Here is a 24,403-nt window from a genome sequence, read left to right on the forward strand (position 1 = left end):
GCGGCCGTTTTCCAACCAACAGCGATATTTACAGCAGTGCGTCAAGCTTCTCTTTTAGCAGGCCGTTTACCTGCTGAGGGTTGGCGGTGCCGCGGGATGCCTTCATGACCTGGCCGACAAAATAGCCAATCATCTTGCCGCGTTTCTCGGGTTCGGCGTCACGATACTGGGCCACCTGAGCGGGGCTGTCGGCAATCACCTGGTCAATCATTGCTTCGATAGCGCCGGTGTCGGTGACCTGCTTTAACCCTTTCGCCTCAATGATGGCATCGGCGCTGGCGCCTTCGCCGTGCCAAAGTGCCTGGAAGACCTGTTTGGCGGCTTTGCCGTTAATGGTGTCGTCAAGCACACGCTGAACCAGCTCACCCAGTTGGCTGGCAGTGACCGGGCTGTTGGTGATGCTGAGGTTTTCGCGGTTGAGCGCGCCGGACAGCTCACCCTGCACCCAGTTGGCTGCCTGTTTGGCATCGCCACAGGCGCGGTGGACTGCCTCGAAATATTCTGCCATTTCGCGGCTGGCGGAAAGCACGGATGCATCGTAGGCCGATAGGCCTAGTGCCTGCTGAAAGCGCTCGCGCTTTTCAGCAGGCAGCTCCGGTAGCTGGCTGCGAAGATGGTCCAGGTAGGCCTGGTCGAGTACCACTGGCAGCAGGTCTGGGCAGGGGAAGTAGCGATAGTCGTTGGCTTCTTCCTTGGTACGCATACTGCGTGTCTCGTCGCGCTCAGGGTCGAACAGGCGGGTCTCCTGGACGACCTTGCCGCCGTCCTCGATCAGTTCGATCTGCCGCTCGACTTCGAAGGCAATGGCGCGTTCCACAAAGCGGAAAGAGTTGACGTTCTTGATTTCGGCCCGGGTGCCAAAGGCTTCCTGTCCCTTGGGGCGCACCGAAACGTTAACGTCGCAACGCATCGAGCCTTCCGCCATGTTGCCGTCGGAAATCCCCAGGTAGGTGACAATTGAATGAATCGCCTTGAGGTAGGCAGCCGCTTCTTTGGCGCTGCGCATATCCGGCTCGGAGACGATCTCGAGCAGCGGTGTGCCAGCGCGGTTAAGGTCAATGCCCGTCATGCCGTGGAAATCTTCGTGCAGGGATTTCCCTGCGTCTTCTTCCAGGTGGGCGTGGTGAATACGAATCCGCTTGGTGGTGTCATCATCCAGGGCGATCTCTACCTCACCGGGCCCCACGATGGGGTGATACATCTGGCTGGTCTGATAACCCTTCGGCAAATCGGGATAGAAGTAATTTTTACGGTCGAACACCGATACTTCAGGGATATCGGCATGCACGGCCAGGCCAAACTGCACCGCCATGGCCACGGCTTGTTCGTTGAGTACCGGCAGCACGCCAGGCAGACCCAGATCGACCGCGCAGGCCTGACTGTTCGGTTCAGCGCCGAAAGCCGTTGACGCGCCGGAGAAAATCTTCGAGTGGGTGGCAAGTTGAACGTGGACTTCTAGCCCAATAACGGTTTCCCATTGCATCAGGCGCTCTCCTCGGCAAAATCAGGGCGTTGCAAGTGCCAATCGGTCGTTTGCTGGAACTGGTGGGCGACATTTAACAACTGGGCTTCGGCAAAGTGGGTGCCCAGTATCTGCAGGCCGACGGGCCGGCGGCCCACGAAGCCGGCGGGAACGCTTATGCCCGGGATGCCCGCCAGGTTGACGGCAATCGTATAGATATCCTGCAGGTACATCGATACAGGGTCCTTCTTGGCGCCTAGATCAAAAGCCGGTGTCGGCGAGGCAGGCCCCATCAGGACGTCCACATCTTCAAAGGCATCCAGGAAGTCCTGGCGAATCAGGCGGCGAACTTTCTGCGCCTTGGTGTAATAGGCGTCGAAAAAGCCCTCTGACAAGGTATGGGTGCCGATCAGGATGCGGCGCTGTACTTCGTCGCCAAAGCCTTCAGCCCGCGAACGCTTGTAAAGATCGATCAAGTCGCTGGGGTTGTCGCAACGGTGGCCGAAACGCACGCCATCAAAGCGAGACAGGTTGGAAGAGGCTTCGGCTGGGGCGATAACGTAATAAGCGGGGATGGCGTAATGCGTGTGAGGCAGGCTGACATCCCGCACCGTGGCGCCCAGCGACTCATAGACGCGAACGGCCTCACGAACTGCCTTCTCGACGTCAGGGTCGAGGCCTTCACCGAAGTACTCTTGAGGGAGGCCGATTTTGAGTCCTGAAAGCGGCGCATTGAGTGTTTCCGCATAGTCGGGCACGCCGCGGGCCACACTGGTGGAGTCGCGCACGTCGTGGCCAGCCATGACGTTCAGGAGGTGGGCGCAGTCTTCGGCGCTGCGTGCCATGGGGCCCGCCTGGTCAAGGCTGGAGGCGTAGGCGATCATGCCGTAGCGGGAAACGCGTCCATAGGTCGGTTTGAGGCCGGTAATACCGCAGAACGCCGCTGGCTGACGAATCGAGCCGCCGGTATCGGTGCCGAGGGCCGCCGGCGTCAGGCCTGCGGCCACCGCGGCCGCGCTGCCGCCAGAGCTGCCTCCTGGCACGGCGCTCAAGTCCCAAGGGTTCTTCACCGGGCCGTAGTAGCTGTTTTCATTGGAGGAGCCCATGGCGAACTCGTCCATATTGGTCTTGCCAAGACTGACGGTGCCCGCCGCCTTGAGCTTTTCTACCACGGTGGCGTCGTAAGGCGCTGTAAAGTTGTCCAGCATTCTGGAGCCACAGCTGGTTTTAACGCCCTGGGTGCAAAAGATATCCTTCAGGGCAAGCGGTAGACCGGCCAGCCATCCGGCGTTGCCGTTGGCGCGCGCCTGGTCGGCGGCATCGGCCTGTGCCAGCGCTTGATCAGCGGTGACGGTAATAAAGCTGTTTAGTGTTGCACCGCTATGTTGTATGCGTTGCAGGTAGTGCTCAGTGAGCTCGCGGCTGGATAGTTCACCGCTGCCCAGCGCGTTGGCGAGTTGCGTCAGTGTCTTGTCGTGCATGACCTGAGAGCTCCGTTCGAAGCAAAAGATAAGGCTGAAAAGGTGGCTTATGCCCTGAGTGATGCGCTATTCGACGACGCGGGGCACCAGGTACAGACCGTTTTCAACCGCTGGGGCGCAGCGCTGGAAAGTGTCGCGCTGATTGGTTTCGGTGACTTCGTCGGCGCGCAGGCGCTGGGTGGCATCGAGGGGATGGGCCAGGGGCGCGACGCCGTCGGTATTGACGACCTGCAGCTGGTCGACCATGTCCAGGATGCGGCTCAGGTCCTCTACGAAACTGCTGGCTTGGTCATCGCTGACGGCGATCCGGGCTAGGTGGGCGGCCCGGCGCACATGAGAGTCTTCAAGCGCCATGTTCGAAATTCCTCGCGAAGGTGATGGAACATATCCCGCATTACGCGGTATACAGTCAGTCATCGTAATAACGTCTTGTATCGCAGATGTGTAAAATAGCCGCAAAATGTACCACATCTTGGCGCAAACGGGCAGTGTCTGGCGCGACTCGTGCTTGCTGCCAGGGGGTTGCGGTGATACCGTTTGCATCCGCACAGGGTTCCCAGTCTGCACTAGGTATCAACATCCATGTTCAAACGTCTGAGGGGGCTGTTTTCCAGCGATCTATCGATCGACCTGGGTACGGCCAACACACTGATTTACGTACGCGGTCGTGGCATCGTCCTTGACGAGCCATCCGTCGTTGCTATCCGTCAATCCGGTAATATGCGAAGCGTCGCGGCAGTAGGTGCCGATGCTAAACGCATGCTGGGGCGTACGCCGGGTAATATTACGGCTATTCGCCCGATGAAAGACGGCGTCATTGCTGACTTTACCGTCACCGAGCAAATGCTTCAGCATTTTATCCGTAAAGTGCATCAAAGCACCTTCATTACACCCAGCCCGCGCGTTCTGGTGTGCATCCCCTATATGGCGACACAGGTGGAGCGCCGCGCGATTCGCGAGTCAGCCGAAGGGGCTGGCGCACGTCGGGTGGATCTGATCGAGGAGCCCATGGCAGCGGCAATAGGTGCCGGGCTTCCCGTGGAAGAAGCGCAAGGCTCGATGGTCGTGGATATCGGCGGTGGTACCACCGAAATTGCGATTATTTCGCTCAACGGTATTGTCTATTCTGAATCTATCCGCGTGGGTGGCGACCGCTTCGACGAAGCGATTATTGCCTACGTGCGCCGTCATTACGGCAGCTTGATTGGCGAAGCGACGGCTGAGCGTATTAAGGAAGAAATTGGCTGCGCTTATCCTGGTGGCGAGCTTCGCGAGATCGATGTGCGCGGGCGTAACCTGGCTGAAGGGATTCCGCGCAGCTTTACGCTCAATTCCCACGAAATTCTCGAAGCACTGCAAGAGACACTGGGCTCAATTGTCGCAGCGGTAAAAAATGCGCTGGAGCAATCACCTCCCGAACTGGCGTCTGATATCGCCGAGCGGGGACTGGTGCTGACCGGTGGTGGCGCGTTGCTGCGTGATATCGACAAGCTGATCGCTGAGGAAACCGGGTTGCCCGTGATCGTGGCGGAAGATCCGCTGACCTGTGTAGCGCGCGGCGGGGGCAAGGCGCTCGAAATGATAGATCAGCACACTTTTGAGTTGCTGTCGAGCGACTAATCGCAGCGGTTAATTGCGGGGGATTTGCCTATTAAACCGCTGTTTTCGCATGGTCCTTTACCGGGATATCGGCTATTTTTCTGCGTGCTGATTGCCAGTGCGTTGATGTTTGCCGACCAGCGTTTTACGCGTATGGAAAACGTGCGCGCCCAGATGTCAGTGGTGGTAGCCCCCATCCAGTGGGTGGTGGGCGTTCCCAGCCGGCTTCTGGATTGGGGGTCGTTGGCGTTTTCAGACCAGCAAGCGCTCGTTGATGAGAATCAGCGCCTGCGTGAGCAAATTCTGACGCTGTCCCACCGTGGGCAGCAAATGGCAAACCTCACCAAGGAAAATGCTGAATTACGCCGTTTGCTAGGCGCTGCCCAGCAGCGCGATATCCCCTTTATGACCGCGGAACTGCTGTCTCTCGACAATGACCCCTTCAGTCATCAGATGGTGGTGGATCGCGGGCATCGCCATGGTGCCTATGTGGGCCAGCCGGTCATTGATGCCACGGGGCTGGTCGGTCAGGTAACCGCCGTTTCGACCTACTCCAGTCGTGTGCTGCTGGTCGCCGATGCCAGTCATGCCCTGCCGGTGCAAGTCAATCGCAATGGTTTGCGTTTCATTGTCCAGGGCACGGGACGCTATGGTCGCGTGAATGTGTTGCATGTGCCCAACACGGCGGATATCCGCGAAGGCGATTTGTTGACAACGTCGGGTTTGGCAGGGCGGTTTCCGCCTGGCTACCCCGTTGCCAGGGTCACCAAGGTTGCGCATGACCCTGGACAGCCGTTTGCTCAGGTTACCGCAGAGCCCACGGCTCAGTTGAAACGCTCGCGCTATTTTCTGTTGCTTTCCCCCCCGCCCCAAAAACTGCCTGATGAGCAATATTGGGATGACTCTCTGCGAGTCTCGGTCGACGCGTTACGCAGTGCTCACCAGGTGGCAAACCCTGACGATGAATCATCTTCCCAGGAGGTGCCCTGATGCCCCGCGTTCCGGTAACGCCTTTGGTGGTGGTGTGGTTGACCTTGCTGATGGCGCTGTGTCTGCAGGTGATGCCGCTGGGTGATGAGTGGCAGGTGTTCCGACCCGAGTGGCTGGGCTTGATGATGATTTATTGGTGTATGCGCGAGCCCGATCAAGTGGGGGTGTTCCACGGCTTTGTGCTAGGTATTCTGCTGGATTTGATCGAGGGAACCCCTCTGGGTCATCACGCCATCATGTTCTCTTTGCTGGCGTTTCTGTGCGCACTTGTCTATGCCCGTTTTCGTGCCTACTCACTGCTCCAGCAGGCGTTGCTGGTGCTGGTGCTGCTGGGGCTCGTCCAGCTGGTCGACCAGTGGTTGCGCAGCCTGGTGGGAGATTTCTCTATTCATCTGGCGTTTTTAACCTCGTCGGTGGTCAGCGCCGCGTTGTGGCCTTGGCTTGCGACGATGTTTTCCGCCCTGCAGCGCCGCCTTGCCCGCTAACAACAGGTAAGGCGGCCTGAAAATCGACGTGGAGCTGATATGGCGTTGGAATCAGAGCCGGTGTTGTGCTTGGCATCCGCATCGCCACGACGCCGCGCGCTGCTCGCATCGATCGGCGTGGCGGTGCAGGTGCAGCCCTGCGACATCGATGAAACACCGTTAGCCAATGAGTCCGCTGAGGGCTATGTGGAACGCTTGGCAAAGGCCAAGGCGCAAGCGGCGGCAGCCCTGACGCCACTACCCACATTAGGCGCCGACACGGCGGTGGTCGTGGATGGGCGGATTCTAGGCAAGCCCGAGAGTCAGCAGCATGCCGCCTGGATGTTACGCCAGCTCTCGGGGCGCGAGCACCAGGTACTGACCGGTGTCGCTGTCACCGGCCCCCAAGGCGTGTTGACGTGTGGTGTGACCACCCGCGTGACGCTGCGTGACATCAGTGAAGTAGAAATAGCGGCCTACTGGCAAACGACTGAGCCAGAGGACAAGGCCGGCGGTTATGCGATACAGGGATTGGCGTCGGTGTTTGTAGCCGGGATTGAAGGCAGTCACTCGGCAGTGGTGGGGCTGCCGCTTTTTGAAACAGCGTGCTTGCTGCGTCGTCAGGGGGTACCGTTATGGGATGGATATTTACCCGCGTAAACCCACAAGGATTTTTGCATGAGCGGTGAGGTTCTGATTAATTTGACGCCGATGGAGACCCGCGTGGCGCTGGTCGAAAACGGCGTATTGCAAGAGGCGCTCATCGAGCGTTCCCGTCGGCGCGGCATCGTCGGCAATATCTACAAAGGCAAGGTGGTACGAGTGCTGCCTGGAATGCAGGCTGCCTTTGTCGATATTGGCCTCGAACGTGCCGCCTTTATCCATGCCCAGGAAGTGATGGCCCCTGGTACCTCCGTTGACGAGCAGCAGACCATTGGCCAACTGCTGCATGAAGGCCAGGCGTTGGTCGTGCAGGTCACCAAGGACCCGATCGGCAGTAAAGGGGCGCGGTTGACCACGCATCTTTCGGTTCCCTCGCGCTATCTGGTCTACATGCCCGATTCGCCCCACCACGGTGTTTCCCAGCGCATTGAAGACGAGCGTGAGCGTGAGCGTTTAAAGGCATTACTGGATAACAGCATCGGCGAGCAAACGCTGGATGTAAACGGCGGCTTTATCGTGCGTACCGCGGCTGAAGGGGTGGGCGATGAAGAGCTTATCGGCGATATGCATTTTTTGCTGCGGCTATGGCGCAAGGTCAGCGAGCGTAAAATTTCGGCGGCGCCCGCAACGGTCATATATGATGACCTGCCCCTGTTCATGCGCACCTTACGCGATGTGATGCGCGATGATATCGAAAAAATCCGCATCGATTCCCGTGAAAATTTTGTCAGGCTGGTGGAGTTTGCCGAGGAGTTCATGCCCGACGCGGTGGACCGTATTGAGTATTATCCTGGCGAGCGACCCATTTTTGACCTGTACAGCGTCGAAGACGAGATTCAGAAAGCACTTGGCCGTAGAGTGCAGTTGAAGTCGGGTGGCTATTTGGTGATTGACCCTACCGAGGCAATGACCACCATCGATGTCAACACCGGTGCTTATGTAGGGCACCGCAATCTGGAAGAAACCATCTTCAAGACCAATCTGGAGGCGGCAACATCGATCGCCCGGCAGTTACGCCTGCGCAACCTGGGCGGCATCATCATTATCGACTTTATCGATATGGAAGATGTCGAACACCAGCGACAGGTGCTGCGCGTGCTGGAAAAGGCGCTGGAACGTGACCATGCGAAGACAAAATGCACCGGTGTCACCGAGCTTGGCCTGGTACAACTGACCCGTAAGCGTACCCGGGAAAGTCTTGAGCAAACACTGTGCGAAGCATGCCCTACCTGCAGTGGTAGAGGCACTCTCAAAACCCCCGAGACCGTGTGCTACGAGATTTTCCGCGAGATTCTTCGTGAAGAGCGCGCTTACAGTGCCGAGATGTACATGGTGTTGGCTTCCCAACCGGTGGTTGACCGTTTATTGGACGAAGAGTCAGCTGCCGTTGCGGACTTGGAAGGATTTATAAATAAGACGATACGCTTTCAGGTGGAACAGCACTATTCTCAAGAGCAGTACGATATTGTGTTGATGTGATCCATGAGGATTCGTCCAGTGGTGCGTATTGCGTTGAGAATCGCAGCGTGGTGGCTTGGTGCGCTGGCGGTTATGCTGCTGTTAGTGCGCTTGGCGATGAGTCAGGCGGATGCACTGACGCCCCGCGTTGAAGCATTTCTGGAGTCCCAGCTTGGCGTTCCGGTTCACATTGAGCAGCTGACGCTCGCCCTTCAGCGTAATGATATCGAACTCATGGTGGGCGATGTCAGCGCCCAGACCCCCAATGGCTATCCCCTGTTCAAGCTGGCCCAAGCAACGCTTCGATTGGATGTCTGGGCATCGCTCAAGGCGCGCGCGCCTATTTTCAATGAGGCTGATATTCGTGGCACCGAATTCCACCTTTATCGTCTCTTCAGTGATAGATGGGAGTGGCCAGCTCCTGCCAAACTGCCTGTGATGGAAGCCCAGCCTGATATCAATTTAACCGCGCTGGATCGCTGGACGGGGATTCTGCTCCGCCAACGGCTGAGCGTGGAAGATACGCGCCTGGTGCTGCACGGTGAGGATAATACGGTCGATTTACATGCGCCGACACTATTGCTGGGGGGGGATGAAGAGCACACTCAGTTTGAAGGCAGTATTAATATTATTGATCAGACGGAAGGTGAGCCTTCAAGGCCATTGCCGGTGGCGTTTCTGCAGGCGGAGGTTTCTCCGGGGGAGGACGGCTATCGAGACTTCTCGGCGGCGTTGAGCGTAGATGTTCAACTTGACAATCTGGCTCTCCTGGCGGAGGTCATACGTCCCGAGTATGTCCCCAAGATTACCCAGGCGGGGGGGGATGCGCGTCTTTGGGGGCAGTGGTACAAAGGCCAGCTGGACCGGGCGCGTGTGGGCGTTGATATACCCCAGTTGATACTGAGCCACGATGTACAACGCGCCATATTGCGAAATGTAGAAGCCTTGGGCCAGTGGCAACGCAATGGCAATGGTGGCGAAGCCTGGCTAAGTGGTGATGCGGAAAATGTCGAGTGGGCACAGCCCGCGGGCGTCAGTGAGGGCCCCGCGCTTCCCCGGCATTGGTACCTGACGCACCAGCCCAATGATTGGGAAATGCGCACCAGTCCCTTTGAGCTGGCGTCACTTGCCGCATGGCGAGACTATGTACTGATGCCGGAGTCGGTGACCCGCGTATTACAAACGCTCGCTCCGCGTGGTCAGGTGCAAGGATTCCGTATTGGTCAGAAGAACGGTGAGTGGGGCGTTGATGCGGCCATCAGCAACCTCGAAGTGTTGCCCTGGGAGCAGGCACCCGGAGGTGGTCCCTTGGATGCCTGGGTACAGGCGCGTGATTTCAGGGGGCGCGTTCAGTTTGCCAACCAACGCGAAAGCACTCTTTACTTTCCAGAACTCTTTGATGCCCCCATGCAGTTACAGCATGCCACAGGGCAGGTGGAGTGGGTTTACGATGGCCCTCGGGCATTAGTCAGCGGGCGGGATATCACCCTCGACTGGGATGGCGCACGCGTCACCGGAGGTTTTGGACTAGTCACCGATGCTGATCGTGGGCATTTCGGCCTGGATATTGATTTTCAGGATGTCGATGCCCTTGATAGCCCGCTCGCGCAGTGGGTGCCAATGAAGGCACTAGAGCCGGAATTGCGCGAGTGGCTGAGTAACGATGTGGGGGGCTATGTCACCCAGGGCGCATTAAAGCTCAGCCAGCCTTTCGGCGATGACGTTGGCGACGATGCGTTAACGTCCACCCTGGAACTGACACTGCGCGATGGACACTTGCCTATGGCCCCTGGCTGGCCGCAGATTGAGGATTTGGCCGGTCGCTTGAAGTGGCAAAATGGCCGCCTGTTGGCTGAGGTGGAGCGTGGGCAAACACAAGGCGTAGTGCTTAGCGATGGTGCCGTTCGGTTACAGGACGATGTGCTGAACTTGTCAGGCCAGTGGCAGGCAAGCGGGCAAAACGCGCTGGCGTTCTTGTCGGTGATGCCCGATATCGATACCCCTGACATCAACGTCCTGGAGCTCCAGGGCGATATTGATGGAGACGTGGCACTTGCCTTGTCGCTGGAAAAGGAAGGCGATCTAACTCTGGAAGTCAACGCCGAACCCAGAAGCATGCAGGTAGGCTATGGTGCCCTCGCCGAGCGCATCGAGGCATTGCAGGGCCAGATTAGCTGGCAGCAACAAGGCAAGCAAAGCGCACTGGTTGGCCAATTGAATGGGCAACTATTGGATGGCGTGATTCAGGCGGCGATTGATACCCGGGAAGACAGCGTGGCGCTTCAGGGCAACGCATCGGCTCGCGGGTTGCTGGGGTTGGCAGGGCTTAGCCCTGAAGCGGCGAGGTCGCTTGTCGAAGGTCGGTCATCCTGGCAGGGGCAACTGGTCCTATCGCCCACGCCCAAGTTGGTGTTGGAAAGTGATTGGCAAGGCATGGCCGTCAAGCTGCCCGCTCCCTTTGCCAAGAGTGCCCAACAGGCATGGCCCTGGACACTAACGGCGGACCTTGAGCCGTTACGTATTCAGAGCCGCCTAGCCGATATCGCCGATTTACATATCCAGTCTACCGTCGGCGAGCTTGCTGGCAGCGTACGCCTGGGTGAAGCTTCTCGTCGTACGTCGGGCTGGCGGCAAACGCCTGGCTGGCAGCTGGCTGCCGAGGTTGAACGGCTGGACATCGCCGCCTGGCAAAGGGCGTTATCCCCCCTTGTTCGGGGCAGCGACGCGGCAGACGCTGGCGATACGTCAATGTCAACACTCCCGCCGCTTTCGCTGAATATCGCCACGTCCTGCGTGGTCTATAAGCAGGCTTGCCTGGGAGGTGGTACCGCTGAGGGCAGCCTGCGTGACAGCAAGGTGTCGCTGATGGTCGACAGCGATGTGGTGAGGGGGCAGGTTGAGTACCGCCCCGCTGGGCCGAGGCCCTTGGATATCGCGCTCACTCAGCTCTCCCTGGACCCCATTGTGGAGGCGGCGACGAGGGATGGTCGGGAGCAGACAACGGCGCCTATGCCGACTTCCTGGACCGAATCCGTTCAGACAACGACACCTGAAGCATCGACTCCAATGGCTTTGCCCGAATGGCTGGCGGATGTTCCTGATGGCCGTTTGCGTCTGTCCGAGATGTTGCTCGACGGCAAGCGAATGGGCCCTTTAACGGCGTTCTGGCATGCCGATGGTAACGGCTTTTCGCTGGAGCCCGTCGGCTTGACGCTGGGGCAGCTCACCGCCGCCGGTTCGCTGCATTGGGAAGGGGGGAGTGCCACCAGTCGGACGCGTACGGACGTGTCGATCAAGGGTGGCAATATTGCCACCGCGCTTGAACGTCTTGACCAGCCGGTGGCCATGCGCAGCCGCAGTACCCGGGTGGATGCCGCGCTTGCCTGGCCCGGCGCCCCATGGCAGTTGGATCTCGCCAAGGCAGGAGGGGAGATGACCACCGACATCCGCGATGGTCGTTTTCTTACCCTGGAATCGGCACCGGCACGCCTGGTAGGGCTGCTAAACTTCGACAATATCTTGCGGCGTTTGCGGCTGGATTTTTCCGACGTAACAGGTCAAGGCACGGCGTTTGATCGTGTCCACGGCGCTGCCGACATCGCCAATGGTCAGCTCATGCTGCGGGGGCCATTGCAAATAGAGGCGCCTGCCGCCACGTTATCGCTTAGTGGAGACGTTGATTTGGTGAACCGTGAACTTGATCAACGCCTTGGCGTCGCATTACCGGTAAGCCAAAGCTTACCAATGGCGGCGCTCGCTATCGGAGCGCCCGTGGTAGGCGGCGCGTTGTTCCTGGCCGACCAACTATTCGGCGACGCCTTGGATCAGGTGACCACAATTTATTACCGTGTGGAGGGGCCATGGGCCTCGCCGCAAGTGACTTTAGAAGGTTCTCGATGACCGCAGACACTAACGACTTACAAACCGCCGTTTCGATTTTGCTCACCCCGGGCGGACTGGATATTGACGCCTTGGACAGCGGCCTGGGTTACGCCATGGGCGCCGGGGTCGACTATGCTGACCTTTATTTTCAGCGCTCCTGGGAAGAAGGCTGGGTACTGGAAGATGGAGAGGTTAAAGAGGCAAGCTACAACATCGATGGCGGCGTCGGCGTACGCGCGCTGGCAGGCGAGAAAACCGGCTTTGCCTATTCCAACCAGATCACCGCCGATGCGTTGATGGATACCGGACGAACGGCAGCCGGTATCGTGCGCAGTGGCAAGCAATTGACCGGACAGGCGGTCAAGCCGGTGACGGCTGCGTCCTACTATGCTGGCATCGACCCGCTGGCCGGGCTGAGCGCTGACGAAAAAGTCGCCATGCTGAAAGATGCTGACCGTATTGCCCGTGCGGCCGACCCCAGCGTCACTCAAGTGAGCGCGTCGCTCTCCGGCACCTACGAAGTGGTGCTGGTACGGGCCAGTGACGGCACGCTAGCGACGGATATTCGTCCATTGGTGCGCTTCAATGTCAGTGTGATTGCCGTCAAGAACGGCCGTCGCGAACGCGGCAGTGCCGGTGGGGGCGGGCGTTATTCAATGTCGCGGCTGCGCGATGAGCAGGTCTCGGAGCGCTACGCCAAAGAGGCCGTGCGTCAGGCGCTGGTCAACCTTGAGGCGGTCGATGCCCCCGCCGGGCAAATGCCGGTGGTCTTGGGGGCCGGGTGGCCGGGTATTTTACTTCACGAAGCCGTCGGTCATGGCCTGGAGGGAGATTTCAATCGTAAGGGAAGTTCGGCCTTTGCCGGGCGGATGGGCCAGCGTGTGGCCTCAAAAGGCGTTACCGTGGTGGATGATGCCACGTTACGCGATGGGCGTGGTTCGCTCAGCGTCGACGATGAGGGCACGCCAGGGCAGTACACCTCGTTGATCGAAGACGGCGTGCTGACTGGCTATATGCAAGACAAGCTCAATGCTCGTCTGATGGGTATGGCGCCCACTGGCAACGCCAGGCGCGAGTCGTTTGCCCATTTGCCGATGCCGCGAATGACCAACACCGTCATGCTCGCGGGGCATGACGAGCCAGACGACATCATCAAGAGCGTCAAGCGGGGTATTTACGCCGTGAGCTTTGGTGGCGGCCAGGTCGATATCACCTCAGGTAAATTCGTGTTCTCCGCCAGCGAAGCCTATTTAATTGAAGATGGCCGCGTGACAGCGCCGGTTAAAGGCGCGACGCTGATCGGAAATGGCCCTGACGCCATGAGCCGTGTCTCGATGATCGGCCATGACATGGCGCTGGATACCGGCATTGGTGTTTGCGGCAAAGAAGGCCAGGGCGTGCCGGTGGGGGTTGGTCAGCCGACGTTGAAAGTTGACGAGCTGACCGTCGGCGGCACGCAGTCTTAAAAAATTACAGCTCAGCGGTATTGCGTAAAAACTTGAAAAGCTTGCGAGCACTGGTGGGTGGCTTGTCCTGATCACGCTCGCGTCTGGCGTTGCGAATCAACTGGCGAAGGGTTTGAAGGTCGGTGTCCGGGTGCTCGTTGAGCCACTGCTCAGCGGCCGGGTCCCCTTCATCAATTAGCCGGTCACGCCATTTTTCAAGTCGATGAAACGCATGGTCGCGCTGCTGCTTTTCTTGTTCGATGTTGTCGAACACGGCCTGAATGGCGGCAAGGTCTTCCTTGCGAATTAATTTGCCGACGTACTGCATATGCCGACGGCGCCCTTCATGGGAACGAATGCGAGCGGTTTCGTCGATGGCACGCAGCATGTCATCGGATAGCGGGAAACGCGCCCGCTCGGCGGGTTGCATGGCAATCAGTGTCTCCCCCAATGCTTGAAGCGCATGCATTTCGCGCTTCAACTGGGACTTGCTGGGGCGCTCTGCCATGCCGTCGTCTAGGGGCTCGGGGCGTTGTTTTGGCATCGTAGGTTCTCATCAACAGAATTCGTGGTCTTATTATATCAGGCTGCGATGCTCAATATTGATCTACCGACCATGTCGGTGGTTAAGGAGATTGTATGGCACAAGCGTTCGACGCATCTGCCCAGCAGGCACTGCTCACTCTTCGCGCTGAAAGCGCGCTGGCAATGGCCAAACGGATGGGGGCAGATGCCGCTGAAGTGGGCGCAAGTGTTGATCAGGGAATTGGCGTCAGTGTCCGCCAGGGCGAAGTGGAAACCGTTGAGCTTTCCCGTGACCAGGGGATTGCCATCACCGTATATGTGGGGCAGCGCAAGGGTAGCGCATCATCCACTGATGCCAGCGAGGCCTCGCTTCAGGCAACCGTCGAAAAGGCCCTGGGGATTGCCCGCTATACGGGGGAGGACCCGTCGGCAGGTCTTGCTGATGCGGCGCTCATGGCGACCGATATCCCGGATCTGAAAGTCCATCACCCCTGGGCGTTAACCACTGACCAGGCGATCGAGCTGGCCTTGGCCTGTGAGCAGGCAGGACGGGACGTAACGGGGATTACCCAGTCGGACGGGGCATCGTTGTCCAGCGGTGAAGGCGTGCGGGTGTACGCCAACAGCCATGGCTTCATCGGTACCCAAAAAGGTAGCCGACATTCGCTTTCCTGCATGTTGATTGCCGAAGACGAGCAAGGCATGCAGCGCGACATGGACTATACCTCGGCACGTGATCCTGGGCAGTTAACCGACCCGGCGACGGTAGGCCGCGAAGCGGCGAGACGTACGTTGCGTCGGCTGGGGGCCAAACGGCCACCTACCGGTACGTATCCGGTGTTGTTCGATCCAAGTCTGGCCAGTGGTCTGGTGGGCCATCTGATGGGCGCGCTGGCAGGCGGTGCGCTATACCGTCAGGCCTCATTTCTGTGTGATCGACTCGATACCGCGCTGTTTCCCGATTGGTTCAGCCTGGAAGAACGACCCATGGAAATCGGCGCGACGGCGAGCTCACCCTTCGACGGAGAAGGTGTTCAAACGCGCAACAACCGCTTTATCGAAAACGGCCAGATAGCAAGCTATATGTTGTCCTCCTACAGCGCACGGCGTTTGGGAATGAGTACCACGGGTAATGCTGGCGGCGCGCGCAATTTGCGCATTACCGCGCCGTTATCCAGCCCGGCAGCCCTGTTCGAGCAAATGGGCACTGGTGTCTGGGTGACTGAGCTGATGGGGCAGGGAATCAATGGCGTGACCGGCGATTATTCCCGCGGTGCGGCCGGTTTCTGGGTCGAGAAAGGCGTGGTTCAATACCCGATCGAGGAGTTCACTATTGCGGGCAACCTGGAGCGTATGTTCGGAGGCCTGGTAGGCGTGGGAGATGATATCGACCGCCGGGGTAGCATCCATTCCGGTAGCTGGTTGATTGATGGCATGACCATCGCCGGTAACTAACCAAGCGTTGAAGGCAGGGCTTTACTTGTCTTCGTCAAAGCGAGCGTCGAACAGCGATTGAATGGCATCCAGCGCCTGTTCGGCGTCATCGCCTTCTGCCTTGATGCATAGCTCCGTGCCACAGGGCGCCGCTAGCATCAGCAGTGCCATGATATTGGCGGCATCGGCTTCCTGTTGCTGTTTGCAAATGCGTACGTTGGCGTCAAATTGTTGACTGCACTGAACAAGCTTCGTGGCGGCCCGCGCGTGAAGACCGCGTTGGTTAGTGAGGGTAAGTCTACGTTCTGGCACCCTGGTTCCTTTTGGCTATGAGGGTCTTCGTGATAGCGGGTCAATGTGGCTCGAACTTAAAGCGGCGCGTTAACCGTGTACTGCAAGCCTAGCTCGCGGTGGCGTAATTTTACTTCGCCCTGTTGGCTGGCGATGCGTTGCGCCAGTTGTTCAGCCATATACACGGAGCGATGCTGACCGCCGGTACAGCCGATCGCAATGGTCATGTAGCTGCGCTGGCTATGCTGGTAGGCGGGCAGCCAGCGTTCAAGCCATGCCTGAATATCGCTGGTCATGTCATCGACCAGTGGGTAGCTGGATAAAAACGCAATGATGTCGGCATCGCGGCCAGTGGAGCCTCGTAGCACAGGGTCCCAGTAGGGGTTTGGCAGGCAACGGACATCAAAGACAATATCGGCATCCAGCGGAACGCCGCGCTTATAGCCGAAGGACTCGAAGGTCAGCGTTAGCTCATCGCGCCGCTGATGGGCGACTTGGTCGGTGATGCGCCGACGAAGGTCATGGACTGAAAGCCGCGTTGTGTCGATGGTCAAATCGGCCAGATCGCGTATCTCGTGCAGCGTTTGCTCTTCTTTGTCGATGGCTTCTTCTAGCGTGAGACTGCTGTTGCGCGTGAGCGGATGCCGCCTGCGAGTGGCTGAATAGCGCTCCAGTAAAATACGTGCGTCGGTGGTGAGATACACGATCTGGCACTTGATGGTCCGCTGTCGAAGCTCTTTGAGCAGTTCTGGAAGTTTGGCAAGTGCGCCTGGCAGATTGCGTGCATCAATGCTGACAGCCAAGTGGGAGCGATCACCCTGATCACGCAACTCATCCACCAGCGAGTCCAATAGCATGGCGGGCAGGTTATCAATGGCGTAATAACCCAGATCTTCCAGTGCCTGTAAGGCTATCGATTTGCCTGACCCCGATCGGCCACTAATAATGACGAGTTGCATGAAGGCTCTCTTGCTTGCGGTCAAGCGACTTGGATAAACGCCCCTTGGTCAGGACGGTTCATTACGTGCCGACCTATTAAAGGCTGGCCGCCTGGTCGCGTATCTTGGCGGAGATGAGGTCCAGCAATTCACGTTGACTACCCGACTTACGTAGCTGCTGGCGCGTGTCGGCATCATTCATGATGGAAGCAACTTGTCCCAGCAGTGCGAGGTGGGTGTCGTCGGCTTCTTCAGGCACGAGAAGAACAAACACCAGGTCAACCGGGTCGCCATCAATGGCGTCAAAGTCGACCGCTTCATTGAGTTTGAGAAAGCCGGCGATAGGTGAATCACAGTGCGGGCTTCGAGCATGGGGAATCGCCACGCCGTTGCCAATCCCCGTACTGCCGAGGCGTTCACGACCAATCAAACGGCTGAACACTTCCTGGCTGTCGAGGCTGGGAATGTTTTGTGCGATAAAGGTGCTGAAAAACTCCAGCACCCTTTTTTTGCTGCCCCCGGGCACATCGTAGAGAACGCGTTCCGGGGGGAGGATTGTGGCCAACGTCATTGAATTAACGCACACCTGCGCCCTGGGCGCGGGCTTGTGCTTTTTCCTTATGCTTAACGAGCTGTCGATCAATCTTGTCCGCCAGGGCGTCGATGGCGGCGTACATGTCATTATCGAGGGCCTCAGCATGCAAGTCAGCCCCAGCAGCGTGGAGTGTGCAGGCGGCCTGTTGACGCTCTTTTTCGACCGAGAGCGTTACCTGCACGGTGGTGATGTTGTCGTAATGGCGCTCAACGCGTTCCAGCTTTTCGTTGACATAGTCACGCAAGGCGTCAGTCAGATCTACATGATGACCGGTGATATTGACTTGCATTGACGTACTCCTTATCCGTCGGACTGTCCTTCGATTGTAACCCTTTTTGGCGTTAAGCAAAGCCCTTGTGTTGAGTTTCCGTTTGCTTAACGTAAGCGACGCCGTTCGCTGGACGAAGGGATGCCCATGCCTTCGCGGTATTTGGCAACCGTGCGACGTGCCACGTGGATGCCGGCTTCCTCCAGCAGGATGACAAGACGGCTATCTGACAAAGGTTTGCCGGGGGGTTCTTCCTGAATCAGTTTTTTGAGACGAGCGCGAATGGCCGTGCTGGAGTGGCTGTCGCCGTCCTGGCCACTGATCTGGCTGGAAAAGAAGTATTTAAGCTCGAAAATGCCCCGCGGTGTATGGATGAACTTCTGGGTGGTGACGCGAGAGATGGTCGACTCATGCATCTCTACCGCATCGGCAATATCGGCCAGGATAAGCGGTTTCATGGCCTCTTCGCCGTGTTCGAGAAAGCCGATCTGGCGAGTGATGATTTCGCGGCCGACGCGTAACAGGGTGTCGTTGCGGCTGGAGAGGCTTTTGATCAGCCAGCGGGCTTCCTGCAAGTGATCCTTGAGGAACTGGTTATCATGACTCTTGTCGGCGCGCTTGATCAGGCTAGCGTAGTCGGGTTGAATCCTGAGCTTGGGTAAGGCCTCTGGGTTGAGTTCGAGGTGCCAGCCTTCGTTATCGTGGCGAACTACCAGGTCGGGAATCACGTAGCTATCGTCAGTGGCGCTGTAAACGCTGCCGGGGCGCGGGTCCAGGCTTCTGATCAGTTGGATGACGTCATCGAGTTGCACATCGTCCAGGCCGAGTCTTCGCTTGAGGAGGCGCTGATCATTTTTACCCAGCGCTTCAAGGAACTGGCGAACCAGACGCCGCGCAGGAATCAGCAGCGGTGTGTCACCGGGTAGTGCGGCGAGCTGAAGCATCAGGCATTCGCGAAGATCGCGGGCGAAGATGCCGGTGGGCTCGAACTGTTGCAGTCGCAGTAGAATAGTTTCAACCTCGCGCTGGCTGAGGCCTTCCACGCCCTGGTCTCGCAGTCCTTCGCGGATATCGGCAAGGGGCTGGGTGAGATAACCGTTAGCATCCAGTGCGTCAATCAGGCTCTCGGCCACCAACTGTTCACGTTGGCTCAAATCGGTCATGGCGAGTTGCCAGAGGAGGTGGCCATGCAGCGTTTGCCCGGTGGCCTGGCGCTCGAAGTCAGGTCCCTCGCTACTTGTGCTGCCACTGCCCATCGTATCCTGATAGGTATCTGACCAGTCGCTATCGACGGATAGCTCCTTGGGAATGCTATCTGCCCACTCGCTTGCTTCCGGCTCGCTGTCAGCTTGCTCGCTTTCGCTGAACTCATCTTCCTGCTCGAGCATGGGGTTGGCGTCAAGCGCTTGCTGGATTTCCTGGCGTAAATCGAGCGTTGATAGCTGTAGCAGGGCAATTGCCTGCTGCAGCTGGGGTGTCATGGTGAGCTGAGTGCCGATCCGCAGTTGAAGAGAAGCTTTCATGACCATCTGAGAACCACTCGTTTATCGGAAAGCATCCACCCTAGTGCGAGTTGTGTTTGGGTGCAAGTGCAATAAGTATGCCATCGGCAATAAATATGCCACTGCTGGCTTTAGAGACGGAAATCAGCACCTAGGTAAACGTCACGCACCTCCTGGTTGTCAAGAATGGCGGCCGGCGAACCGCTGGCGATAATATGCCCGTCGCCGACGATATACGCCACATCGCAAATATCCAGCGTTTCACGCACGTTATGATCGGTAATCAATACGCCAATACCTCGCTCCTTCAAGGCGCGGATGATCGACTTGATATCGCCCACGGAGATGGGGTCTACACCTGCGAAAGGCTCATCAAGCAGGATGAACGCAGGCTCTGTCGCGAGGGACCGGGCGATCTCGACGCGGCGCCGTTCGCCTCCGGAAAGGCTCATGCCCATATTGTCGCGGATGTGGGTAATATGGAACTCTTCCAGGAGTGTTTCCAGGCGTGCTTCGCGTCCGGCTCGATCCAGGTCGTGACGGGTTTGTAAAATGGCCATGATGTTGTCGGCGACGGAGAGTTTGCGAAAGATCGACGCCTCCTGGGGCAAATAGCCAATGCCTGCCTTGGCACGCTCGTGCATGGGTGCTCGGGAAAGGTCCAGGCTATCAATCCCGACGCTGCCTGCATCTGCCTTGACCAGGCCGACAATCATGTAGAATGAAGTGGTTTTACCGGCGCCGTTGGGGCCGAGCAAACCGACGATGCTGCCTTGTGAGATATCCAGGTTGATGTCTTTTACGACGCGTCGGCGCTTGTAGCTTTTCGCCAAATGGCGGGCGTATAGCGTTCGTGTTGCGCTGTTGTCGGCAACTGCCATCAGGCTCTCCTTATCCCTCGGGTTGCAGCGTCATGCGGATGCGCTGCGACTCTTGATTGTCGACGTCGGAGCGCGCCTTGACGAACTCGCGGTCGATAAAGTATTCCAGCCGCCCCCCGGTGAAGCGGTCGCCTTGCTGGATGATTTCCGCCTGGTCAATCAACTCGACGCGTCGCTCGGCGACATGGTAAATCACCCTTCGACCCCAGCCTTCCATCGGGCCATCCTGGTCTTCGGGCTGCCGCCGCAAATAGGCCCGTTCGCCCAGCGCCGTGGCCCGCGAGAGCTCGCCTTCCTCATTTCGCTGGATTTCCACTTCGTCGCCTCTTATCAGCATGTTGCCTTGGCGAACTTCGACGTTGCCGGTGTAGACCGCTGTACCGGCGCGCTGATCCAGGTCGAGCTGGTCGGCGACGACTTCAACCGGTTGCTGGTGATTATCTGCGGTTGCGTAAAAAGGCACTAGGCAGGCAGCAGCCATCGCCGTGTAGATAAACGCTTTCATGTTTCATTCCTGTCCGGGTTGCGTCTCCGGAGGGTGGTGGCCTTGAACGTTACCTTCGAGGCGCACCTCCTCCTCGTTGAGCCATGCATCCATTCGCTGTGCTGTCATGCGCTGGGGCGGTTGCTGGAGCAGCACATGAGTATTACTCCACGCATGGGCGGTTTTCCCCTCATAGTGCAGAACGTCCGTGTCGAGCTGCCAGCCTTCATCAGGGGCGATCAATCTTGCATTGCCCGAAAGCGTCAGCTCCTGGGAACGGGTATTCAGCGTACCTATCTCTGACGTGGCGTTCCAGATACGTCGCTCGCTGTCATAAAGCGTGGCGTGCGGCGTTTCGGCGAGTGTTGAGGCGGATTGGGGGGTATGTACCAGACGAGGCGTGGTTAACCCCTGCTGAATATTCCCCTGTTCATCAAACAGTGTAAGCTCGGCATTGTGAAGGACATGACCTGGCTCCTCGGCTCGGGCTTCCGGGTCTGTCGGGACAGTCTGTGGGCCACCTGGGTCCAGCCATACCAGAAAGCCACCCAGAGCCAGCACTATCAGGGCCAGTCCCAGGCGCGTGCGCAGTGTCTTCAGCATAGTGCCTCAGCCGTGTAGATAAGTATCGACGACGGCACCCCAGTGGCCCTGAGCATCGAGTAATGTATCGCAGACTTCGCGGACAGCGCCGTGTCCCCCCAGGCGTTCGGTGACCCAGTCAGCGTGGGTGTGCATGTAGTCAGGGGCGTTGGGTACCGTGATGCCAACCCCCGAACGCTTGATGCTGGCCAGGTCGGGAAGGTCGTCACCGCAATAAGCAACCTGAGACAAGTCAAGCTCCAGGCGTTGGCACAGGCCGCGGAGGACGGCCAGTTTATCTTCGCAGCCTTGATAGACGTGGGGGATGCCCAGAGCGGCGGCACGTTGGCTGACCATGGGGGAGTCGCGGCCGGTGATCAAGGCTACTGAGATGCCCGCACGTTTCAATAACTTGAGTCCATGGCCGTCCTGGGTGTGGAAGGCTTTTATTTCGACACCGTCGGCTTGAAAGTAGAGGCGACCATCGGTAAGCACACCATCGACATCAAGGGCAAATAAGCGAATGCGACGTAGTCGGTCGAGTAGGTCAGCAGAAAGGGTCATTAGGACTCCGGTCGATTTAGGTTAAATAACGCCGCTGGCAAGCAGGTCATGCATATGCAGCGCGCCTATCGGGCGCTGGTGTTCGTCCACTACGGCCAGCGCGGTAATGCGGTTGTCTTCCATTATACGAACGGCTTCCGCCGCGAGAAGGTCGGGAGATATACGCTTGCCAGGCCGGGTCATGACGTCATCTACCTGTACGTCACGCAGGTCGTGAAAGTTATCCAGGGTGCGGCGCAGATCGCCATCCGTATATACGCCGACTAACAGGCCGTCGGGGTCTACCACGCAGGTGAATCCCAGCCCTTGTCGGGTGATTTCCAGTAACGCATCGCGCAGGGGGCTGCCCAGGGCGACCTGAGGTAAACGTTCGCCTTGATGCATAAGATCACGAACGCGAAGCAGGAGGCGGCGGCCCAGGCTGCCGCCAGGATGCGACAGGGCAAAATCTTCTGCGGTAAAGCCGCGTGCTTCAAGTAGGGCAACAGCGAGAGCGTCGCCCAGGGCTAATGCCGCTGTGGTAGAACTTGTCGGCGCTAGATCCAGTGGGCAGGCTTCCCGATCGACACTGCTGTTCAAATGAGCATCCGCATGCTGGGCAAGTGTAGAGGTCGGGCGTCCTGTTATGCTGATCAGTGGCGTACCCAGGCGCTTCAGCAGCGGCAGCAGAGCCGTTACCTCAGCAGTTTCTCCTGAGTTCGAGAGCGCGATCACGACATCGCAGCGGGTAATCATGCCCAGGTCACCATGACTGGCTTCACCAGGGTGAACAAAAAACGCCGGCGAGCCAGTACTGGCCAGTGTGGCCGCGATTTTGCCGGCAATATGGCCTGACTTTCCCATGCCGGTCACCACAACGCGTCCCTGGCAAGCCAGAATCAGCTCGCAGGCATGGTCGAAATGCGCATCCAGTTTGCCGACCAAGCCTGCGATGGCGGCCTGCTCAATGTCTAGCGTGCGCAATGCGCTTTGGCGAAAGGGTGTGGTCGCAGTTGTCGCTGGCATGGGTAATCGCGTGGCTCGTTAAAAATGACAATTAAAACGTAAGAGTAACATTGACCGAGTGGACTTTGCCCCATCGTTTTGTCGTGAGGATAAGCGATGCTCGCTTGTCATCGTCTGCTAGGGTTAGAATACGTTGTTCGATAATGGTTTTTTAACGTGGTTTTTTAAATACAGTTTTTTTAACACGGATTTTTTATCACTGTTTCCTAATTGCTGCGTGAAGCGAGCAATGGTGCAAGTCAACGCGAGAGTCGATGGTTCCATGAGCGATGTGCCTTTTATTGAAGTCGAGAACCTGCATTTTTCTCGGGGTGATAACGAGATTTTCCGCGGGGTGAACATGACCATCCCGCGCGGTAAAGTGACGGCGATCATGGGCCCCAGCGGGACTGGCAAAACGACCCTGTTAAAGCTCATCGGCGGACAGCTGACCCCCGACAAGGGCCGCGTGCTGATCGACGGGGATGACGTGCATCGGCTTTCGCGCAAGGCACTATTTACGCTACGTAAGCGCATGGGCATGCTGTTTCAAAGTGGGGCGCTGTTTTCCGATCTGGATGTGTATGAAAATGTGGCATTTCCATTGCGGGTTCATACGGACCTGCCCGATGCCATGATCCGTGACCTGGTGTTGCTCAAGCTTCAGGCAGTCGGCCTGCGCGGTGCCCGCCATCTCACGCCAGCCGAGCTTTCGGGGGGCATGGCCAGACGCGTTGCGCTGGCGCGGGCCGTGGCGCTGGATCCGGAACTGATCCTCTACGACGAGCCGTTTGTGGGGCAGGATCCTATTTCCATGGGCGTGCTTGTCCAACTGATAAAGCGGCTGAATCAGGCGCTAAACCTGACGTCAGTGGTGGTTTCCCACGATATCAAGGAGACCCTGACGATTGCTGATTATCTTTACTTTATTTCCGAGGGCCATGTGGTGGCACATGGAACGCCAGCGGATCTCGACGTCAACCAGGACGCACGGGTGAAGCAATTTATCCATGGTGAGCCCGATGGTCCCGTTCCTTTCCATTACCCAGCCGCTCAGTTTTACCAGGATATGCTGGGCGATACGGCGACCCGAGGAGAAGCCTGATGTCGATGAGAGGTGGGCAGGTCGCCACGCGTATTACCCGGTTAGGGCGGCGCAGCTGTGATGTAGTGGAATCGCTGGGCCGTGCCGGGGTGTTTCTTGCTCAGTCTGCGGTGGGGGTGCCATCAGCTGAAGGCTTCCGCCTGTGGGTGCGGCAGTTGCATTTTGTCGGTGTCCTGTCGCTGGCCATTGTGCTGGTATCCGGCCTGTTCATCGGTATGGTGCTGGCGCTTCAGGGCTACACCATTCTGATTGATTTTGGCGCCGAGGACGCCCTGGGTCAGATGGTGGCGCTTTCGCTGTTACGTGAATTGGCCCCGGTAGTCGCTGCTCTGTTATTTGCCGGTCGTGCTGGTTCGGCGCTGACCGCCGAGATCGGTTTGATGAAAGCCACCGAGCAGCTAACCAGCATGGAAATGATTGGCGTGGATCCGCTGAGAAGGGTGGTGGCGCCGCGTTTCTGGGCAGGTGTGGTGGCGCTGCCGATTCTCACTGTGGGGTTCAGCGTTGTCGGCATTTGGGGCGGCTACCTGGTCGGCGTCGAGTGGCTGGGGGTTTTTGAAGGGTCTTACTGGAGCAACATGCAGGCCAGCGTGGCGTTTATCAACGACATTGGCAACGGCATGATCAAAAGCATTGTGTTCGCCGTGGTGGTCACCTGGATAGCGGTTTTCCAGGGCTATGATCTGCTGCCTACCTCCGAAGGTATTTCCCGCGCGACAACGCGGACTGTTGTCTATTCGTCGCTTGCGGTACTGGGGCTTGATTTCATATTAACCGCCGTTATGTTTGGCGGCCTCTGATTAGCT

At 58.2% G+C, this 24,403-nt stretch carries 24 protein-coding genes; 10 read left to right on the plus strand and 14 right to left on the minus strand.

What is annotated here, in order from left to right; all coding sequences use genetic code 11:
- Nucleotides 1-28 precede the first annotated feature (28 nt).
- From gatB to gatC, 3 genes are all read right to left on the minus strand, one after another.
- The gene (gatB, locus tag B7L15_RS05310) at nucleotides 29-1,483 is read right to left on the minus strand and encodes an Asp-tRNA(Asn)/Glu-tRNA(Gln) amidotransferase subunit GatB (protein WP_085917968.1); all 1,455 of its coding nucleotides are present in this window, start codon (nucleotides 1,481-1,483) and stop codon (nucleotides 29-31) included.
- Nucleotides 1,483-2,943 carry an Asp-tRNA(Asn)/Glu-tRNA(Gln) amidotransferase subunit GatA gene (gatA, locus tag B7L15_RS05315; protein WP_085917969.1) on the minus strand — a complete coding sequence of 487 codons (1,461 nt, stop codon included), beginning with the start codon at nucleotides 2,941-2,943 and terminating at the stop codon, nucleotides 1,483-1,485. Before gatA ends, gatB begins: the two co-directional genes overlap by 1 nt.
- Before the next feature lie 66 nt (nucleotides 2,944-3,009).
- Entirely contained in the window at nucleotides 3,010-3,297 is a 288-nt protein-coding gene (gene gatC / locus B7L15_RS05320) for an Asp-tRNA(Asn)/Glu-tRNA(Gln) amidotransferase subunit GatC (RefSeq protein ID WP_085917970.1), read from the minus strand.
- Nucleotides 3,298-3,525: 228 nt separating this feature from the next.
- Between gatC and B7L15_RS05325 the strand changes: the two genes are divergently transcribed.
- Genes B7L15_RS05325 through tldD form a run of 7 tightly spaced genes read left to right on the plus strand, consistent with a single transcriptional unit; the run spans nucleotide 3,526 to nucleotide 13,465 of the window.
- Nucleotides 3,526-4,563, plus strand: coding sequence for a rod shape-determining protein (locus B7L15_RS05325; RefSeq protein ID WP_066321157.1), 1,038 nt, complete (start codon nucleotides 3,526-3,528; stop codon nucleotides 4,561-4,563).
- Nucleotides 4,564-4,587: 24 nt separating this feature from the next.
- A complete protein-coding gene (gene mreC / locus B7L15_RS05330) occupies nucleotides 4,588-5,532 on the plus strand; it encodes a rod shape-determining protein MreC (RefSeq protein WP_085917971.1) in 945 nt (314 codons plus the stop codon).
- Nucleotides 5,532-6,017: a rod shape-determining protein MreD gene (mreD, locus tag B7L15_RS05335; protein ID WP_085917972.1), complete on the plus strand. Its 486-nt coding sequence runs from the start codon at nucleotides 5,532-5,534 to the stop codon at nucleotides 6,015-6,017. Before mreC ends, mreD begins: the two co-directional genes overlap by 1 nt.
- 39 nt (nucleotides 6,018-6,056) lie before the next feature.
- Nucleotides 6,057-6,656: a Maf family protein gene (locus B7L15_RS05340; RefSeq protein WP_085917973.1), complete on the plus strand. Its 600-nt coding sequence runs from the start codon at nucleotides 6,057-6,059 to the stop codon at nucleotides 6,654-6,656.
- Nucleotides 6,657-6,674: 18 nt separating this feature from the next.
- Entirely contained in the window at nucleotides 6,675-8,138 is a 1,464-nt protein-coding gene (gene rng, locus B7L15_RS05345; RefSeq protein WP_085917974.1) for a ribonuclease G, read from the plus strand.
- A gap of 3 nt (nucleotides 8,139-8,141) precedes the next feature.
- On the plus strand, nucleotides 8,142-12,017 hold the full coding sequence (locus B7L15_RS05350) for a YhdP family phospholipid transporter (protein WP_085917975.1): 3,876 nt from the start codon (nucleotides 8,142-8,144) through the stop codon (nucleotides 12,015-12,017).
- Nucleotides 12,014-13,465 (plus strand): metalloprotease TldD, encoded by a 1,452-nt coding sequence (gene tldD / locus B7L15_RS05355; protein ID WP_085917976.1) that lies wholly within the window; start codon nucleotides 12,014-12,016, stop codon nucleotides 13,463-13,465. The genes B7L15_RS05350 and tldD overlap by 4 nt, the downstream gene beginning before the upstream one ends.
- 4 nt (nucleotides 13,466-13,469) lie before the next feature.
- Here the strand turns inward: tldD and yjgA are convergent, their stop codons facing one another.
- A complete protein-coding gene (gene yjgA / locus B7L15_RS05360) occupies nucleotides 13,470-13,988 on the minus strand; it encodes a ribosome biogenesis factor YjgA (RefSeq protein ID WP_085917977.1) in 519 nt (172 codons plus the stop codon).
- 95 nt (nucleotides 13,989-14,083) lie between these two features.
- On the opposite strand from yjgA, the gene pmbA reads away from it, so the two are divergent.
- Nucleotides 14,084-15,424 (plus strand): metalloprotease PmbA, encoded by a 1,341-nt coding sequence (pmbA, locus tag B7L15_RS05365; protein WP_085917978.1) that lies wholly within the window; start codon nucleotides 14,084-14,086, stop codon nucleotides 15,422-15,424.
- A 21-nt stretch (nucleotides 15,425-15,445) separates the two neighbouring features.
- On the opposite strand, the gene B7L15_RS05370 is transcribed toward pmbA, so the two are convergent.
- The 10 genes from B7L15_RS05370 to B7L15_RS05415 form a co-directional block, all read right to left on the minus strand.
- Nucleotides 15,446-15,715: an HPr family phosphocarrier protein gene (locus B7L15_RS05370; protein ID WP_085917979.1), complete on the minus strand. Its 270-nt coding sequence runs from the start codon at nucleotides 15,713-15,715 to the stop codon at nucleotides 15,446-15,448.
- A 56-nt stretch (nucleotides 15,716-15,771) separates the two neighbouring features.
- Nucleotides 15,772-16,653, minus strand: coding sequence for an RNase adapter RapZ (rapZ, locus tag B7L15_RS05375; RefSeq protein WP_085917980.1), 882 nt, complete (start codon nucleotides 16,651-16,653; stop codon nucleotides 15,772-15,774).
- Nucleotides 16,654-16,729: 76 nt separating this feature from the next.
- Nucleotides 16,730-17,203 carry a PTS sugar transporter subunit IIA gene (locus tag B7L15_RS05380; RefSeq protein WP_085917981.1) on the minus strand — a complete coding sequence of 158 codons (474 nt, stop codon included), beginning with the start codon at nucleotides 17,201-17,203 and terminating at the stop codon, nucleotides 16,730-16,732.
- A gap of 4 nt (nucleotides 17,204-17,207) precedes the next feature.
- On the minus strand, nucleotides 17,208-17,516 hold the full coding sequence (hpf, locus tag B7L15_RS05385) for a ribosome hibernation-promoting factor, HPF/YfiA family (protein WP_009721972.1): 309 nt from the start codon (nucleotides 17,514-17,516) through the stop codon (nucleotides 17,208-17,210).
- An 86-nt stretch (nucleotides 17,517-17,602) separates the two neighbouring features.
- On the minus strand, nucleotides 17,603-19,024 hold the full coding sequence (locus B7L15_RS05390) for an RNA polymerase factor sigma-54 (protein WP_085917982.1): 1,422 nt from the start codon (nucleotides 19,022-19,024) through the stop codon (nucleotides 17,603-17,605).
- Nucleotides 19,025-19,128: 104 nt separating this feature from the next.
- Nucleotides 19,129-19,878: an LPS export ABC transporter ATP-binding protein gene (gene lptB / locus B7L15_RS05395; RefSeq protein WP_085917983.1), complete on the minus strand. Its 750-nt coding sequence runs from the start codon at nucleotides 19,876-19,878 to the stop codon at nucleotides 19,129-19,131.
- A gap of 10 nt (nucleotides 19,879-19,888) precedes the next feature.
- On the minus strand, nucleotides 19,889-20,383 hold the full coding sequence (gene lptA / locus B7L15_RS05400) for a lipopolysaccharide transport periplasmic protein LptA (RefSeq protein WP_085917984.1): 495 nt from the start codon (nucleotides 20,381-20,383) through the stop codon (nucleotides 19,889-19,891).
- Nucleotides 20,384-20,386: 3 nt separating this feature from the next.
- A complete protein-coding gene (lptC, locus tag B7L15_RS05405; protein WP_085917985.1) occupies nucleotides 20,387-20,965 on the minus strand; it encodes an LPS export ABC transporter periplasmic protein LptC in 579 nt (192 codons plus the stop codon).
- Between the two features lie 6 nt (nucleotides 20,966-20,971).
- Nucleotides 20,972-21,508, minus strand: coding sequence for a KdsC family phosphatase (locus B7L15_RS05410; protein ID WP_085917986.1), 537 nt, complete (start codon nucleotides 21,506-21,508; stop codon nucleotides 20,972-20,974).
- Between the two features lie 21 nt (nucleotides 21,509-21,529).
- Nucleotides 21,530-22,513 carry a KpsF/GutQ family sugar-phosphate isomerase gene (locus B7L15_RS05415; RefSeq protein ID WP_085917987.1) on the minus strand — a complete coding sequence of 328 codons (984 nt, stop codon included), beginning with the start codon at nucleotides 22,511-22,513 and terminating at the stop codon, nucleotides 21,530-21,532.
- A gap of 262 nt (nucleotides 22,514-22,775) precedes the next feature.
- On the opposite strand from B7L15_RS05415, the gene B7L15_RS05420 reads away from it, so the two are divergent.
- Both B7L15_RS05420 and mlaE read left to right on the plus strand, forming a co-directional pair.
- Nucleotides 22,776-23,597, plus strand: coding sequence for an ABC transporter ATP-binding protein (locus tag B7L15_RS05420; protein WP_085918106.1), 822 nt, complete (start codon nucleotides 22,776-22,778; stop codon nucleotides 23,595-23,597).
- Nucleotides 23,597-24,397: a lipid asymmetry maintenance ABC transporter permease subunit MlaE gene (gene mlaE, locus B7L15_RS05425; RefSeq protein ID WP_139839351.1), complete on the plus strand. Its 801-nt coding sequence runs from the start codon at nucleotides 23,597-23,599 to the stop codon at nucleotides 24,395-24,397. Before B7L15_RS05420 ends, mlaE begins: the two co-directional genes overlap by 1 nt.
- The last annotated feature ends 6 nt before the right edge of the window (nucleotides 24,398-24,403 follow it).

Origin of the sequence: Halomonas sp. CSM-2 (assembly GCF_002119345.1) — a bacterium.
GTDB classification, from domain to species: Bacteria; Pseudomonadota; Gammaproteobacteria; order Pseudomonadales; family Halomonadaceae; genus Vreelandella; species Vreelandella janggokensis.

What these genes read in the sequence shown, in the direction of transcription:
- mreD (WP_085917972.1), top strand. Translation starts at nt 5,532, where the DNA reads ATGCCCCGCGTTCCGGTAACGCCTTTGGTGGTGGTGTGGTTGACCTTG.
- B7L15_RS05410 (WP_085917986.1), bottom strand. Translation starts at nt 21,508, where the DNA reads ATGACCCTTTCTGCTGACCTACTCGACCGACTACGTCGCATTCGCTTA.
- rng (WP_085917974.1), top strand. Translation starts at nt 6,675, where the DNA reads ATGAGCGGTGAGGTTCTGATTAATTTGACGCCGATGGAGACCCGCGTG.
- B7L15_RS05325 (WP_066321157.1), top strand. Translation starts at nt 3,526, where the DNA reads ATGTTCAAACGTCTGAGGGGGCTGTTTTCCAGCGATCTATCGATCGAC.
- B7L15_RS05415 (WP_085917987.1), bottom strand. Translation starts at nt 22,513, where the DNA reads ATGCCAGCGACAACTGCGACCACACCCTTTCGCCAAAGCGCATTGCGC.
- yjgA (WP_085917977.1), bottom strand. Translation starts at nt 13,988, where the DNA reads ATGCCAAAACAACGCCCCGAGCCCCTAGACGACGGCATGGCAGAGCGC.
- gatB (WP_085917968.1), bottom strand. Translation starts at nt 1,483, where the DNA reads ATGCAATGGGAAACCGTTATTGGGCTAGAAGTCCACGTTCAACTTGCC.
- B7L15_RS05340 (WP_085917973.1), top strand. Translation starts at nt 6,057, where the DNA reads ATGGCGTTGGAATCAGAGCCGGTGTTGTGCTTGGCATCCGCATCGCCA.
- lptC (WP_085917985.1), bottom strand. Translation starts at nt 20,965, where the DNA reads ATGCTGAAGACACTGCGCACGCGCCTGGGACTGGCCCTGATAGTGCTG.
- pmbA (WP_085917978.1), top strand. Translation starts at nt 14,084, where the DNA reads ATGGCACAAGCGTTCGACGCATCTGCCCAGCAGGCACTGCTCACTCTT.
- gatC (WP_085917970.1), bottom strand. Translation starts at nt 3,297, where the DNA reads ATGGCGCTTGAAGACTCTCATGTGCGCCGGGCCGCCCACCTAGCCCGG.
- mlaE (WP_139839351.1), top strand. Translation starts at nt 23,597, where the DNA reads ATGTCGATGAGAGGTGGGCAGGTCGCCACGCGTATTACCCGGTTAGGG.
- B7L15_RS05350 (WP_085917975.1), top strand. Translation starts at nt 8,142, where the DNA reads ATGAGGATTCGTCCAGTGGTGCGTATTGCGTTGAGAATCGCAGCGTGG.
- tldD (WP_085917976.1), top strand. Translation starts at nt 12,014, where the DNA reads ATGACCGCAGACACTAACGACTTACAAACCGCCGTTTCGATTTTGCTC.
- B7L15_RS05420 (WP_085918106.1), top strand. Translation starts at nt 22,776, where the DNA reads ATGAGCGATGTGCCTTTTATTGAAGTCGAGAACCTGCATTTTTCTCGG.
- B7L15_RS05380 (WP_085917981.1), bottom strand. Translation starts at nt 17,203, where the DNA reads ATGACGTTGGCCACAATCCTCCCCCCGGAACGCGTTCTCTACGATGTG.
- lptB (WP_085917983.1), bottom strand. Translation starts at nt 19,878, where the DNA reads ATGGCAGTTGCCGACAACAGCGCAACACGAACGCTATACGCCCGCCAT.
- rapZ (WP_085917980.1), bottom strand. Translation starts at nt 16,653, where the DNA reads ATGCAACTCGTCATTATTAGTGGCCGATCGGGGTCAGGCAAATCGATA.
- B7L15_RS05390 (WP_085917982.1), bottom strand. Translation starts at nt 19,024, where the DNA reads ATGGTCATGAAAGCTTCTCTTCAACTGCGGATCGGCACTCAGCTCACC.
- lptA (WP_085917984.1), bottom strand. Translation starts at nt 20,383, where the DNA reads ATGAAAGCGTTTATCTACACGGCGATGGCTGCTGCCTGCCTAGTGCCT.
- gatA (WP_085917969.1), bottom strand. Translation starts at nt 2,943, where the DNA reads ATGCACGACAAGACACTGACGCAACTCGCCAACGCGCTGGGCAGCGGT.
- hpf (WP_009721972.1), bottom strand. Translation starts at nt 17,516, where the DNA reads ATGCAAGTCAATATCACCGGTCATCATGTAGATCTGACTGACGCCTTG.